Source organism: Mycobacterium sp. IS-1264, from assembly GCF_001954195.1.
In the GTDB taxonomy this organism is placed as follows: domain Bacteria; phylum Actinomycetota; class Actinomycetes; order Mycobacteriales; family Mycobacteriaceae; genus Mycobacterium.
In genome coordinates, this window is the sequence record NZ_MBES01000078.1 from 213,187 (window position 1) to 225,874 (window position 12,688).

14 protein-coding genes are annotated in these 12,688 nt (G+C 67.1%); 5 read left to right on the forward strand and 9 right to left on the reverse strand.

Features of this window, described 5'->3' with window-relative positions:
* The first annotated feature begins 94 nt into the window (after positions 1-94).
* Entirely contained in the window at positions 95-958 is an 864-nt protein-coding gene (locus tag A5744_RS21265; protein WP_139331443.1) for an aminodeoxychorismate lyase, read from the forward strand.
* A gap of 283 nt (positions 959-1,241) precedes the next feature.
* Here A5744_RS21265 and A5744_RS21270 read toward each other — a convergent pair whose 3' ends face one another.
* The 6 genes from A5744_RS21270 to lmeA form a co-directional block, all read right to left on the reverse strand.
* Positions 1,242-1,907: an FABP family protein gene (locus A5744_RS21270; RefSeq protein WP_076064331.1), complete on the reverse strand. Its 666-nt coding sequence runs from the start codon at positions 1,905-1,907 to the stop codon at positions 1,242-1,244.
* A 149-nt stretch (positions 1,908-2,056) separates the two neighbouring features.
* On the reverse strand, positions 2,057-2,359 hold the full coding sequence (locus A5744_RS21275; RefSeq protein ID WP_076064332.1) for a DUF1416 domain-containing protein: 303 nt from the start codon (positions 2,357-2,359) through the stop codon (positions 2,057-2,059).
* 1 nt (position 2,360) lies between these two features.
* Positions 2,361-3,194, reverse strand: a complete 834-nt coding sequence (locus A5744_RS21280; RefSeq protein ID WP_076064333.1) for a sulfurtransferase — start codon at positions 3,192-3,194, stop codon at positions 2,361-2,363.
* A gap of 35 nt (positions 3,195-3,229) precedes the next feature.
* Complete coding sequence (locus tag A5744_RS21285) at positions 3,230-3,709, reverse strand: DUF4395 domain-containing protein (protein ID WP_076064334.1); 480 nt, start codon at positions 3,707-3,709, stop codon at positions 3,230-3,232.
* A 217-nt stretch (positions 3,710-3,926) separates the two neighbouring features.
* Positions 3,927-4,343: a thioredoxin family protein gene (locus A5744_RS21290; RefSeq protein WP_076064367.1), complete on the reverse strand. Its 417-nt coding sequence runs from the start codon at positions 4,341-4,343 to the stop codon at positions 3,927-3,929.
* A gap of 97 nt (positions 4,344-4,440) precedes the next feature.
* Positions 4,441-5,250, reverse strand: a complete 810-nt coding sequence (gene lmeA / locus A5744_RS21295; protein ID WP_076064335.1) for a mannan chain length control protein LmeA — start codon at positions 5,248-5,250, stop codon at positions 4,441-4,443.
* 205 nt (positions 5,251-5,455) lie between these two features.
* Between lmeA and A5744_RS21300 the strand changes: the two genes are divergently transcribed.
* From A5744_RS21300 to pstB, 4 genes are all read left to right on the forward strand, one after another.
* Positions 5,456-6,226, forward strand: coding sequence for a response regulator transcription factor (locus tag A5744_RS21300; RefSeq protein WP_139329555.1), 771 nt, complete (start codon positions 5,456-5,458; stop codon positions 6,224-6,226).
* Entirely contained in the window at positions 6,223-7,155 is a 933-nt protein-coding gene (gene mshD, locus A5744_RS21305) for a mycothiol synthase (RefSeq protein WP_076064336.1), read from the forward strand. Before A5744_RS21300 ends, mshD begins: the two co-directional genes overlap by 4 nt.
* Positions 7,156-7,328: 173 nt before the next feature.
* Complete coding sequence (pstS, locus tag A5744_RS21310; RefSeq protein WP_076064369.1) at positions 7,329-8,447, forward strand: phosphate ABC transporter substrate-binding protein PstS; 1,119 nt, start codon at positions 7,329-7,331, stop codon at positions 8,445-8,447.
* A 176-nt stretch (positions 8,448-8,623) separates the two neighbouring features.
* Positions 8,624-9,400 carry a phosphate ABC transporter ATP-binding protein PstB gene (gene pstB, locus A5744_RS21315; RefSeq protein ID WP_076064337.1) on the forward strand — a complete coding sequence of 259 codons (777 nt, stop codon included), beginning with the start codon at positions 8,624-8,626 and terminating at the stop codon, positions 9,398-9,400.
* On the opposite strand, the gene phoU is transcribed toward pstB, so the two are convergent.
* From phoU to A5744_RS21330, 3 genes are all read right to left on the reverse strand, one after another.
* Positions 9,376-10,065, reverse strand: coding sequence for a phosphate signaling complex protein PhoU (gene phoU / locus A5744_RS21320; protein ID WP_076064338.1), 690 nt, complete (start codon positions 10,063-10,065; stop codon positions 9,376-9,378). The two genes, pstB and phoU, sit on opposite strands and share 25 nt — an antisense overlap.
* A gap of 53 nt (positions 10,066-10,118) precedes the next feature.
* Positions 10,119-12,173 carry an LCP family protein gene (locus tag A5744_RS21325; RefSeq protein ID WP_076064339.1) on the reverse strand — a complete coding sequence of 685 codons (2,055 nt, stop codon included), beginning with the start codon at positions 12,171-12,173 and terminating at the stop codon, positions 10,119-10,121.
* Between the two features lie 153 nt (positions 12,174-12,326).
* Positions 12,327-12,688, reverse strand: a 362-nt coding sequence (locus A5744_RS21330; protein WP_170874553.1) for a tRNA-dihydrouridine synthase, incomplete at its 5' end; no start/stop codon positions are given.

The following is a 12,688-nucleotide window of genomic DNA, read 5'->3' on the forward strand; positions in this document are numbered from 1 at the left end:
CAACTCTACGGAGCCGAGTGTGCGGCTAGCCGCACGCTCGACCCCGACGGTGCGGCTAGCCGCACGCTCGCGGCTAAGCTTCACCACCATGGGTGTGATCGTCACGCTGGACGGTGAGATACATCCGCCAGAGGCCCCGCTGCTGCACGCCGACGACCTCGCCGCCGTTCGCGGCGACGGCATCTTCGAGACGCTATTGGTCCGCGACGGCACCGCGTGTCTGGTCGAATCCCATTTGCAGCGGCTGACGCAGTCGGCGAAATTCATGGATCTGCCCGCGCCCGATCTCACGGGCTGGCGGCACGCGATCGAGGTGGCGACGCGGCAGTGGGTCGCGAACACCGCCGACGAGGGCGCGATGCGGTTGATCTGCAGCCGGGGCCGCGAGAGCGGATCAGCTCCCACGGCGTACGTGATGGTCACTCCCGTCCCGGAACGAGTCGCCGCGGTCCGGCGTGACGGATTGTCGGCGCTCACGCTGGACCGCGGATTGCCGGCCACCGGCGCCGACGCGATGCCGTGGCTACTGGCCGGCGCCAAAACACTGTCGTACGCGGTCAACATGGCCGCCCTGCGCCATGCCGCCCGGCAGGGTGCCGGCGACGTGATCTTCGTCAGCTCGGACGGCTTCATCCTGGAGGGCCCCCGCTCGACGGTGGTCATCGCCACCCAGTCCGGGGCGGGTGATCCGTGCCTGCTGACGCCGCCGCCGTGGTACCCGATCCTGCGGGGTACGACGCAACAGGCCCTGTTCGAGGTCGCCCGGGCCAAGGGCTACGACTGCGACTATCGGGCGCTGCGGGTCGCGGATTTGCATGCTGCCCAAGGGATTTGGCTGGTGTCGAGCATGACGCTGGCGGCCCGGGTGCACACGCTTGACGGCCGGTCACTGCCCCGGTCCCCGCTGGCCGCCGAATTCGCCGAACTGGTGGACGCGGCGATCGTCAGCGATCGCTGAGCGCTGAATTCTGTTGTCGCCTCGCGCAATGGCGGGTACGGTCGGCCGTACACAAGGAAGGAGGTGGTCCGCGAAATTGATAGCTTCATGGACATGTGAGGTGGCTACGCGCTAGCTGCATTGGCTCGGAAGAGCTAGCGATCAACGCGCGCTGGCGAATTCCCCGTAGCCACCCGGCCCCCGAGCTTCCGGTCTGTCCAACCAGGAGCATCGCTCGGGGGCCGCTCCATGTCAGGCCTCGGTCGGCTTAGCCGGCTACGGAATCCACTGCCGCCAACCGCAATTACCCGGCGAACCGCGACAGCCGCGCCGAAAGGTGTGGCACCAGACCGCCATCGGCGTCCACGCGTTCCTCGACGTAGGCCAGATCGCCGCCCTCGACGATGCCGTAGAGGCGCTTGGCCCCGCCGACAAGGACTCCGGATCGGCTCCGGGCCAAGGCGTCGGTCACCAGTTCCCACGACGACTGGGTGCGGGGGCGCCCGTAGAACAGTTCGACGTAGCCGGCCGAATGGGCCAGCAGCAACTCGATGGCCTGGGACTCGCTCGGATCGTCGGGATCGTTGACGAAACGCCAGAATCCCGTCTCGCGCAGGCCGGGTTCCTGGTACTCGCCGGCGTCGTCGAGCCGCCAGGAGCGGGCTTCCCAATTCAGGTAGTCGCCGCCGTCGTGCGATACCACGATCTGCTGACCGAATCGGTAGTCGCCGTCGGCCGCGCGGCCCTCACCTTCGCCACGCCACACGCCGACCAGCGGCAGCAGTGCCAGCAGCGTGTCATTGAGGTTGGCACCCTCACGCAGGTTGGCGGTATCGGCGGGGACGGGCAAGTCGTCGAAGGCGGGGATGTTGCGGGATGCGGTGACCTTGGCACGTTCGGCAGCGGCGGCCACGGCACGATCGCCGGAACCCGCGGAACCGGCCGGTCCGTCAGGGGCCTCGGACGTCACGACTCGTCAGTGATGAGCCGGTAGAGCGTGTACAGCGCGAACCATGAGATGAACACCGTCATCCCGACCAGGATGATCTCGAAGAAGAGCACCACGGGGGCAAGTCTATTCGTCCCCCGGCGTGCGGGACCTTCCGGTCGGGGCCGCCGTCAGGCGACCTTGACGTCCACCTCGTGGATGCCCGCGCCGGACGGCGTCACCACGGCGTCGCCGTTGCCGACCGCCGACAGCGCGCGCACCGTCCAGGACCCCGGAGCGGCGAAGAACCGGAAGTCGCCCGTGGCGGATGCGACGACCTCGGCCGTGAACTCGTCCGAAGAGTCCAGCAAGCGGACGAACGCACCACCGACGGCCTGGCCGTCGCGGTCAACGACGCGGCCGGTGATCACCGTTTCCTTCTCCAGGTCGACGCTCGCGGGCAATGTCAGCCCTTGCTTCGGTCCAGAGCACATATCAACTTCCCAACTCGATCGGGGCACCCACCAGGGAGCCGTATTCCGTCCAACTGCCGTCGTAGTTCTTAACGTTCTTGTGTCCCAGCAATTCCTGCAGCACGAACCAGGTGTGCGACGAACGCTCCCCGATTCGGCAGTACGCGATCGTTTCTTTCGTGCCGTCCAGCCCCGCGTCGGCGTAGAGCTTGGCCAGCTCCTCGTCGGACTTGAAGGTGCCGTCCTCGTTGGCGGCCTTGCTCCACGGGACGTTGATCGCGCCGGGGATGTGGCCCGGCCGCTGGCTCTGCTCCTGCGGCAGGTGCGCCGGCGCGAGGATCTTGCCGGAGAACTCGTCGGGCGAACGTACGTCGACGAGGTTCTTGGTGTTGATGGCGGCGATGACCTCGTCGCGGAATGCTCTGATGCTGTTGTCCGGCGCGGCCGCCGTGTAGGAGGTCGTGGGTCTGCTGACGGTGTCGCTGGACAGCGGGCGCCGATCGAGCTCCCACTTCTTGCGACCGCCGTCGAGCAGCTTGACCTTGTCGTGGCCGTAGAGCTTGAAGTACCAGTACGCGTAGGCGGCGAACCAATTGTTGTTGCCGCCGTAAAGGATCACGGTGTCGTCGTTGGAGATGCCGCGGTCGGAGAGCAGCTTGGAGAACTGCTGGGCGTCGACGAAGTCGCGCTTGACCGGGTCCTGCAAGTCGGTGCGCCAATCCAGCTTGATCGCGCCCGGGATGTGCCCGCCGTCGTAGGCGCTGGTGTCTTCGTCGACCTCGACGAAGACGACGTTCGCGGCGTCGAGATTGCTCTCGGCCCAGTCAGCGGAGACCAGGACGTCGGAGCGTGCCATGGTGGGGTTCCTTTCGGTTTCTTCTAACGAGGTGGTCAGCCGGGTTGCGCGGAACGGGCGGTCGGCCGGAAACGCGCGACGAGGGGGTAGAGCTGGCAGCCAAGGCAGATGCCGAAGGCCGCGTTCAGGAAGGCGGCAACCAGAGCCGCCGCGGTGGCGATGACGCCCAGCAGCGGCGCGCCGCCCGCGAATCCGGCGACGCCGACGCCCGCGAAGATCAGTCCGACGAGTTGGGCGAACTTCAGCGGCGGCACCGGTTCGCGCTCGGTGACCGGGCCCAGCCTGGGCGCCACGATGGCGGCGAATATCCGCCCATAGGGATGACGGCGCGGCCCGCCCGCGGCACCGATGGCAAAAACCACGGCCTGTAGAGCCAGGATGAGCGCGGCGGCCGGCGCGCTGACCGCCGAGACGATCAGCGTGACGACCAGGACCGCGGTCGTGACCCAGGCGGTGAACCTGGGCCCGCGGACGTCGACGCGGTCCGGCTGGGTGCTGGTGTTGCTGCTTGACACGAACGACTCCTAGGTACGCCTATTGCACGGAAACGGTGGAGGCATGCCACGGTGGGGCTCCGGGCTGCTCCGAGAGCTACGCGGAAGGGCGCGGCTACTCAGCAGCTACAGCAACAACAACAACCCGCGATGCGGCACAGATCGACTGCGCGACGCTTGGTGAGCATGGGCTCGAGGCGGGCTGACACGTCGGCAAGCTTACCCAATGACATGGTGATCAAGCCAACAGCGGTTCGAGTGCCGACCGCAGCTCGGCGGCCTTCGGCACTCCCGAGGCCCGGTACCGCTGTCGCCCGTCGATATCGAAGATCAACGTGGTGGGCAGCGACAGGACCGAAAATCGGCTTGCTGCCTGCGGATTGGCGTCCAAATCAACCTCGACGTGGGCCACGTCGCCGAGGTCATCGCAGACCTGGTCGACCACCCGGCGGACGCGATCACAGGGCCCGCACCACGGCGCGCTGAAGTGCACGACGGTCGGTCCGCTGCGAGAAAGGCCTAGGTCAGCGGCGTCCACGCCGGCGACCGACTCCGACTGAACTTCGCGGATGTTTCCGGAGCGCCGGTTGAGCAACCATCCCGCGAGGGTTGCCACCACGACCGCCGCCACGATCGCGACGATGACGGTGTTCATGTGCGCCACTCTCCCCCGCAAGCGGGAGGTGCCCCCACCTCATCGCTGCGCTCTGCATCGTCGTCGGCGCAATTCATGACTGTTTGAACCCGTCGAGTCATGACTGTTTGAACCCGTCGAGGCTGACTGTTACTCCCCGGGTGACGCCCTCGATGATGACGTCGGAGCCACGTGCGCCTTCGCTGGTGGGTGCGACGCCGAACGGAAGCCGCTGGTTGGGCAGCCTGGTGTTGAATGCGCGCAACACCGCATCCCGCTTGTCGTCGGGCACGGCCTGGTCGGCGGTGTCCGGGCCGGTCAGGACGCCAGTCGGCGTGATCAGCAGCGTCGCCTGGTCGTCGGGGGCGATGGAAAGGTCCACCGAAACGCTGACCCGGTGCTCGAAGCCGGCCGAATGCGGCGTGCCGCTGAACACCAGGCCGTGGTTGTCGGAGATGCCCGAGGCGGTGACGCCGCCGGTGGCGGTGTTGGTTTCCTTCGGTGGCGCCTCGACCATCAGGTCGCTGATGCCCATATACCGGCCCAGGTGCGTCGAGTCGACGATGATGCGGCTCTCGAGCCGGCCCACCGGGAGCTTCGCATCGGGCCTGATCAGCCACGACGCATGGGTCAGGTCGACCGAATACATCGTGGCTTCGAGGGTGGCCTTGCCGACCTTCGCGTGATCGACGGCGTTGGCCTTGATCTCGACCTGGTCGTAGTGGTCGCGCATCGCCTGCGGAAGAAAGGGAAAAGCCAGGATCGCGACGAACGGGTCTGACCCCAGATTCGCCGCTTTGCGCACGTTGCACGACAGCCGGTATTCGGCGTAGATGCTGGCCCCGTAGTCGACGCCGACGGCCCCGATGGCGATCACGGCTACCGCGGCGGCCGCGATCATCCAGATCAGCACCCTGCGCATCCGCATATTGTGGCCTGTCCATCGGCGGGCCGCTGCAGCCGCCGGGCGCCGACCGCTCCCGCTGCGGCCAGAGCGCTTCGTCACACTCCGCTCCGAAGGGCTTCGTCGCCGGGCCAACTGCCTGGTGGCACGTTATCGTTAGATGACCTGGCCACTAACGCTGCGTTGCGTTACCTATTTGGGAGATGCCTTTCCCACGAGCTGGAGGGGCTTGTTGGAGCTTTTACTGCTGACCTCGGAGCTGCATCCCGACCCGGTCCTGCCGTCGTTGTCGCTGCTGCCGCATACCGTCCGGACGGCGCCGCCAGAACCGTCTTCGTTGTTGGAGGCCGGAACCGCGGACGCCGTGCTCGTCGACGCGCGCACGGACCTGTCGTCGGCGCGCGGCCTGTGCCGTTTGCTGAGCACGGCCGGCCGGTCGGTCCCGGTCCTGGCGGTCGTCAGCGAGGGCGGCCTGGTGGCGGTCAGCGCCGACTGGGGTTTGGACGAAATCCTGCTGCCCAGCACCGGGCCGGCCGAGATCGACGCCAGGCTGCGGCTGGTCATCGGCCGCCGCGGCGGGCTGGCCGACCAGGAAAGCGCGGGCAAGGTCAGCCTGGGCGAGCTGGTGATCGACGAGGGCACCTACACCGCGCGATTGCGCGGGCGTCCGCTTGATCTCACCTACAAGGAATTCGAGCTGTTGAAGTACCTGGCCCAGCATGCCGGCCGGGTGTTCACCCGTGCGCAACTGCTGCACGAGGTGTGGGGCTATGACTTCTTCGGCGGCACCCGGACCGTCGATGTGCACGTGCGGCGACTGCGGGCCAAACTCGGCCCCGAGTATGAGGCGTTGATCGGCACGGTACGCAACGTGGGCTACAAGGCCGTCCGGCCGGCGCGCGGGCGGGCGCCCGTTGCCGAATCCGAGGAGACCGAAGAGGGCCAGCCCGACACAGACGGCCTGGGGAACCCGCTGGGCGACCGGCTACACACTCAGTGACGTCGTCGGACCGCGAGCCCGAATGGCGCTCGGCGCTCACCCCCGAAGAGCAGCACGGCGTGCGCGAACTCGTCTCGGCGGCAACCGAATTCGACGGCGTCGCACCCGTCGGCGAACAGGTGCTGCGAGAACTCGGCCACGACCGCACCGACCACCTGCTGGTCGTCGGTTCGGACACCGCGCTCCTCGGCTACCTCAACCTCAGCCCGCCACGCGATGGCGGCGCGGGGATGGCCGAGCTGGTGGTGCATCCGCAGGCCCGCCGGCGCGGAATTGGCGCGGCGCTGGCACGCGCGGCCCTCGCCAAAACCGCAGGGCGCAACCAGTTTTGGGCGCACGGCACCCTCGAGCCCGCGCAGGCAGCGGCGTCGGCGTTGGGTTTGATCCCCGTCCGCGAACTCGTTCAGATGCGGCGCTCGCTGCGCGATGTCCCCGACACCGTGGCCCCCGTGGCGGGGGTCAAGGTGCGCACGTACGCGGGCGTCGGCGACGACGCCGAGTTGCTGCGGGTCAACAACGCCGCGTTCGTCGGACATCCCGAGCAAGGTGGCTGGACCGAAGTCGAGTTGGCGGAGCGGCGCAGCGAACCATGGTTCGACCCGTCGGGGCTGTTCCTGGCGTTCGCCGACGCCGCGAGTGAGCACGCGGGCAGGCTGCTGGGCTTCCACTGGACAAAAGTGCACCTCGATCAGCCGGGCCTGGGCGAGGTGTACGTCCTGGGTGTCGACCCATCCGCGCAGGGCCGCGGCCTGGGGCAGCTGTTGACGGCCATCGGCATCGAATCGCTGGCGCGGCGGCTCGCCGACTCGGCCGAACCGACGGTGATGCTGTACGTGGAGTCCGACAACGTCGCGGCCGTGCGGACCTACGAGCGCTCGGGTTTCACCACCTACAGTGTCGACACTGCCTACGCGTCGCGCGCCGGCTGACCGGAGGCGCAGGTACACGCCGCGCCGGCCGCGGACTATTCACTGCACGTTCACATGCTCGCCACTCGTATGGGTGCCCGCGACGCATACTTTCGCGGTGACTTGGCAAACTTCCTTTGGGGGAGTGGCCGCCGGCGCCACAAGCATCCGCGATGCGCGAGGAAGCGAGATCCGTGAGGCTCGACAGGGTGGGGAGGGCGCTGGCGGCCGCGATGTTGGCGGTGCTGGTCGGTGGCGGGGCCCTGGCGGGGTGTGGCAGCGACGGCAATCGGGGCGCCTCGGCGGCCACCCCGGGATCGGCCGGCGCGGCGGGGTGTGCCGGCAAGGACGGACTGACCGCGGAAGGCTCGACCGCTCAGGAGCACGCGATGGAGTTGTTCAGCCAGGTGTGGGGCCGGTCCTGCCCCGGCAAGCGGGTGGCCTACAACCCGAGCGGCTCGGGCGCGGGCCGGGATCAGTTCATCGCCGGACATGTCGACTTCGCCGGAGCCGATTCCCCGTTGGTAGCCGATCAAATCGGTCCGGCGGCCAAACGCTGCGCCGGAAACCCGGCGTGGGATCTGCCGTTGGTTTTCGGGCCTGTTGCGCTGGTCTACAACCTGCCGGGAGTCGGCGGGCTGGTCCTCAGTAGCGACGCGCTGGCGAGAATCTTCAGCGGCAGGATTTCGGCGTGGAACGACCCGATACTCGCTGCGCTCAATCCGGGCGTGGCCCTGCCGGACACCAAGATCACGCCGATCTATCGGTCGGATTCGTCGGGAACCACCGACAACGTGCAGAAGTATCTGACGGCGGCCGCGCCGCAGAGCTGGACCAGGGGCGTCGGCACCGACTTCCAGGGCGGTGTCGGCAGAGGCGCCACGAAGTCGGATGGCGTCACTCAGGCGGTCCTGGCCACGCCGGGCGCCATCGGATACGTCGAGAAGGGGTTCGCCGATCAGGCCCACCTGCCGTACGCCCGGATCGACACCGGCAACGGCGTGGTTGCGCTGAGCGCCGACACGGCACGCAACGCGACCAACGCGGCCCGCTTCGTGACCGACGGCAACGACCTGGTGCTGGACCTGAACCCGATGTACGACGCCAAAGACCCGCACGCCTACCCGCTCGAGCTGGCCAGCTACGAAATCGTGTGCTCGAAAGGCTACGATCCCGACACCGCGCGGGCGATCAAGTCGTTCCTCACCGTGGCCGCCAAGGACGGTCAGGCCGGGCTCTCGGCGGCCGGCTATGTTCCGCTGCCCGATAATGTCAAGGAGCGATTGGTCGCCGCGATCGACGCACTGCAGTAGCCATGGGCTTAAGGAGCGAACTGTGACGGGATCACAGTGACAGAAACCCACCCGGCGGGTTCGGGTGTGGTTGCCGCCGCGCCCTTTCCGGAGTCACTCGTCGGCCCAGTTGTGGGGTGCCGCGTTAACCCTCATTCTGATGATCGCGGATATCGGGCCGTGGGCAGGAGTAGTTAGTGGCCAAGCGATTGGACCTGAAAGACGTCAACATCTACTACGGGATTTTTCACGCGGTCTCGGACGTGTCGTTGTCGATCCTGCCCCGCAGCGTCACCGCCTTCATCGGGCCGTCCGGCTGCGGCAAGACCACCGTGCTGCGCACGCTCAACCGGATGCACGAGGTGATCCCCGGCGCCCGGGTCGAGGGCAGCGTGTTGCTCGACGACGAAAACATCTATGCCGCCAATATCGACCCGGTGGGAGTTCGCCGCGCGATCGGGATGGTGTTCCAGCGGCCAAACCCATTCCCCGCCATGTCGATTCGGGACAACGTGGTCGCCGGCCTGAAGCTACAGGGCGTACGCAATCGCAAGCTGCTCGACGAGACCGCCGAGTACTCACTGCGCGGCGCGAACCTGTGGGACGAGGTCAAGGACCGGATGGACAGGCCGGGCGGCGGGTTGTCTGGTGGCCAGCAGCAGCGCTTGTGCATCGCGCGCGCCATCGCCGTCCAACCCGACGTGTTGCTGATGGATGAGCCGTGCTCCTCGCTGGACCCGATCTCGACGATGGCCATCGAAGACCTGATCAGTGAGTTGAAGCAGGACTACACCATCGTCATCGTCACGCACAACATGCAGCAGGCCGCCCGGGTAAGCGATCAGACGGCGTTTTTCAACTTGGAAGCCGTAGGAAAGCCCGGCCGGCTGATCGAGATCGACGACACCGAGAAGATCTTCTCCAACCCCACTCAGAAAGCCACCGAGGACTACATCTCCGGCCGCTTCGGCTGATGCCCGGCGGACGCCGCATCGTCCTCGGGGAATCTGCCGGTCGCCTGGAAAATGACGCGCCTGGCCACTTCGACCGCGTGGTCGGCGAAGCGCTCGTAGAACCGGCCCAGCAACGTCACGTCGACGGCGGCGGCCACGCCGTACTTCCATTCCCGGTCCATCAGCACCGAGAACAGGTGGCGGTGCAGGTCGTCCATGGCGTCGTCTTCTTCGCGGATCCGGGCCGCCTTCTCGGGATCGCGGGACAAAACCACCTCTTGCGCGCTATTGCCCAATTCGACTGCGACTCTGCCCATCTCGGCGAAGTAGCCATTGACCTCTTCGGGCAGGGCGTGCTGGGGGTGACGCCGACGGGTGATCTTGGCGACGTGTAAGGCCAGCGCGCCCATCCGGTCGATGTCGGCCACCATCTGAATCGCGCTCACGATAGATCTCAGGTCACCGGCGACTGGAGCCTGCAACGCCAGCAGCACGAAGGCGCTTTCCTCGGCATGTGCGCTCAGCCTGGCGATCTTTTCGTGGTCGGAGATCACCTGCTCGGCCAGCACCAGGTCGGCCTGCAGCAGGGCTTGCGTGGCCCGCTCCATGGCGATCCCGGCCAGCCCGCACATCTCGCCGAGCCGCTCGGACAATTCCGCGAGCTGCTCATGGTAGGCGGTCCGCATGTCCTCAAGCCTACGTTCTCGAGGGCAAGGCGGTCGACCGACGCGAGAAACGGTTAACCGCAGGTGGTGTCGGCGGCGTTGGTGACGCTCAGGTCGTCGGGCAGCTTGGTCGGTGCGCTTCCGGAACCACGCTCTATCTGCATGCTGATCGGCGAACCGCTCGGTGCCGGAGTGCTCACCGAGTTGAAGTCGGGGCCGAGCACCACCTGGACGACCTGCCCGTAGCCGGAGACCCGCTGCACCTTTGCGTTGGCGAACGACGACGCCACCGCGGCCGCGGCCTGTTCGTTGCCGGGCGAGAACAACACCGTCGTCGCGTTCACCGAACTCGGGTAGTCATCAGGCGTCATCACATTGAAACCGTCCCGCTTGAGCTGTGTGGTGGCGGTCGCGGCGAGACCGGTTCGCGCGGTCGCATTGGATACCCGCACCGTGACGTCTTGCGGGGAGGCCGTCGTGACCTGCTGGCGTTGCGCTTCCGGAGCGGCGCTCGGAGGTGTCGTCTTCTTGGTGGTGGGCGCGGTGGTCGGACCCGAGGCTTGGGAAGTCCCCAAATTCCTTGCGTTCTGGTCGTTTTCCTCCGGCAGCGGATCGTCGTTGATGATCGCATCGAAAAGCGCCCGCATATCCGCCATGCGTGGCGGCTCGTCGCCGTTCTGGTCGGTGACGCCGGTCGGAACGGTGACAAACGTCATGTGTCCGGCCGCCATGCCCTGCAGCGACTGACCGAGCTGGACCATGTCTTTGGTCTGGACGTTGTCGACGTAGGTGTCGCCGATCACCAAGTTGACGACGTTGTTGAGCTTGTTGAGATCGAGCAACGTGTCCTCGGAGATCAACGCACGCAGCAGCGACGACAAGAACAACTGCTGGCGCTTGATCCGGCCGTAGTCACCGTTGGTCTCGGTGGTGACCTGGCGGGCACGCACATAGTTCAAAGCGGTTGGGCCGTCGAGGACTTGACGGCCAGCATGGTCCAAGACCGTGCCCAGTTCGTAGTCGTGCAACGGCGTGGTGGAGCACACCTCGACACCGCCCAGGGCATCGACCATCCTCGCGAAACCGGAAAAGTCGACGGCGATGAAACGGTTGATGTTCAAGCCGGACAGCTTCTGAATTTCCTTCACCAGACACTTGGGACCGCCGAAGGCGAACGCCGAGTTCAGCTTCGTCTCGGTGTAGATCATCTTGGGACCCCACGTCTTGGTCTTCGCGTCGAAGAGGGGTCCGTACTTGGCCGTGTTGGGATTCCAGGCCTCACATTGCATCGGGGTGATCGCGAGGTCGCGGGGGAACGACACCGCAACGACGCGTTTGCGGTTCGCCGGGATGTTGACCAGCATCACCGTGTCCGACCGTGTTCCGTCCGCGGCGTCGGTGTCGCCGGCGCCCATGTTGGCGTTGTCCCCGGCGCGCGAGTCAACCCCGACGATCAAGAAGTTTTCGTCGCCGTACTGTCCACCGGGGTCGCGAATGTCGCCCGAGTCCGGGTCGAGCGCGTTGATCGTGTTGAGGCGGCTGTTTTTCGACGTACTCCACTGCCACGCCCCGCCGGTCAGAACTAGCGCAAGCACGGCGAACAGGGCCGTCAGTGAGCGCCCGGCGAGCAGCAGCGGCCGCCGCCGCGATTTGGGTTTTCGTAGCGGCCCTTCGGCGGTGTCGCCGGGCTCATCGACTGGCGGGTCGAAGGTGTCATCGAGGTCGGCGAGCTCGGACACGACGTCCAGCGAGTATGCCGGGGTGTCGATGACCTGGGTGTCCTGCAACGCGTTGGGTATTTCCGGCTCGGCGGCATCCGGGGCGAAGTGGTGGTGGCTGGGCCGCCTGACGGCGGACCCACCCACTTTGGCGATCAGGTCGGCAACGGTGACTCCGCCGGAGGTGTGGCAGCCGGCAGGCTCGTCGTCACTGGCTTCGGGCTCGACGGGGGGCTCGATAACGGGCCGCGCGGGCTCCATGAGGGACGGCTCGGGCTGCCATCGGTGGACGCCTTCATTGAGCTCTGGCTCGGAGAACCGCTCCCACGGCGCGGGACGAAGCGTCGGTGGTGCGCCGGCGCTGGAGGCACGCCGACGGCCGGGAGTGGCGTCGTACTCGCCGTCACCCATGTCCTACCGGCCTCCGAATCCTTGATGCGGACGTCAGTGGTGTCCGTGTGCGCGCGTTAACCGGGTAACCCGATCCGCCGCAGAGCGCAATGCAACAAAGCCCACATCGTACTGAGTTATCCCGCGGGACGCGATTTCAGAGAGCGCGCGGGTTCAGCCGCCGGAGTGCATGACGTCCGCCCCGGCCGGCACGGTGCAGTCGTCGGGGTCGGTCAGCCACCCCTCGGGCAGGGCCACTCGGGCGGGCGAACCCTGCCGGCCCCGGGGTCCGGTCGCCGCGTCCGGGAAAGCAACGGTGCCGTCCAGCCGGTCCAGCAGGGAGTCGAGTTCGGTCAGCGTGCTGACCATCGCCAACGCGCGGCGCAATTCCGATCCGGCCGGAAAGCCGTGCAGGTACCAGGCGATGTGCTTGCGGATGTCGCGCATGCCCTTGTCTTCGCCGAAGTGCGCGGCCAGCAGCTGCCCGTGCCGGCGGACGATGTCGGCGACCTCGCCCAGTGTGGGCGGGCCGGGCG

Bases quoted from the DNA above. Each gene is read 5' to 3' on its own strand.
- A5744_RS21275 (WP_076064332.1), bottom strand. From the start codon at position 2,359: ATGTGCTCTGGACCGAAGCAAGGGCTGACATTGCCCGCGAGCGTCGAC.
- A5744_RS21280 (WP_076064333.1), bottom strand. From the start codon at position 3,194: ATGGCACGCTCCGACGTCCTGGTCTCCGCTGACTGGGCCGAGAGCAAT.
- A5744_RS21290 (WP_076064367.1), bottom strand. From the start codon at position 4,343: ATGAACACCGTCATCGTCGCGATCGTGGCGGCGGTCGTGGTGGCAACC.
- lmeA (WP_076064335.1), bottom strand. From the start codon at position 5,250: ATGCGGATGCGCAGGGTGCTGATCTGGATGATCGCGGCCGCCGCGGTA.
- phoU (WP_076064338.1), bottom strand. From the start codon at position 10,065: ATGCGGACCGCCTACCATGAGCAGCTCGCGGAATTGTCCGAGCGGCTC.
- A5744_RS21325 (WP_076064339.1), bottom strand. From the start codon at position 12,173: ATGGGTGACGGCGAGTACGACGCCACTCCCGGCCGTCGGCGTGCCTCC.